Source organism: Lyngbya sp. CCAP 1446/10 (assembly GCF_026130175.1).
Lineage (GTDB): Bacteria > Cyanobacteriota > Cyanobacteriia > Cyanobacteriales > Microcoleaceae > Microcoleus.
In genome coordinates this window covers 1-613 of sequence record NZ_JAIGNI010000144.1, presented here as the reverse complement: position 1 = coordinate 613, position 613 = coordinate 1, and the positions used below count along the sequence as shown (strand labels likewise).

General features: G+C 40.6%; 1 protein-coding gene. It reads left to right on the top strand.

The window, feature by feature from the left end:
• Positions 1–111 precede the first annotated feature (111 nt).
• A complete protein-coding gene (locus K4039_RS26675) occupies positions 112–357 on the top strand; it encodes a DUF4926 domain-containing protein (protein ID WP_265239515.1) in 246 nt (81 codons plus the stop codon).
• Positions 358–613 lie beyond the last annotated feature (256 nt).

The following is a 613-nucleotide window of genomic DNA, read 5'->3' as shown; positions in this document are numbered from 1 at the left end:
TCAAAATTTAGCGGTCAAGCAGTAAATGCGTGATTTTTGTGGCTGAATTAAGATATTTGTAGAATCAAATAAGTTATACACTGTCGAAAAATTAAGATTTACCGCAACTTATTGAGCGGATACATTAAATTACTAGATGTCATTGCCTTGAATGTTGACATTCCTGAATACAACCTGTGGCGCGGACAAGTAGGCACTGTGGTTGAACTGTTGACTGATGGTGCGGCGTTTGAGGTTGAATTTAGCGATCGCAACGGATGTACTTATGAGTCTGTCGGGCTGCAAAGAGAGCAAATCATGGTGTTGTACTTTGAGCCAGCATCACCCGATCGCAAACCCGAAATGGTTACAGCATAAACGGAACAACTTGCGGGCTTTTTCGCTTACTTTTGCGGTTAGACAGGGTGCGATCGCACTTCCAGAAGCAAACTAATATCAACTCCGAAAAAATCGGCGAGTTTTCTGGCTTGATCTATGGCGATCGCCCTTAGGAATGAAAATTTAATAACCTCAGCGGTGTATAATAAATAAATGAGTGAATATGAATAGGTTCATGTTTCGGTATTGATGTCAAATATTATACCTACTTGGTTCTTCTTATGTCGCCCATGAT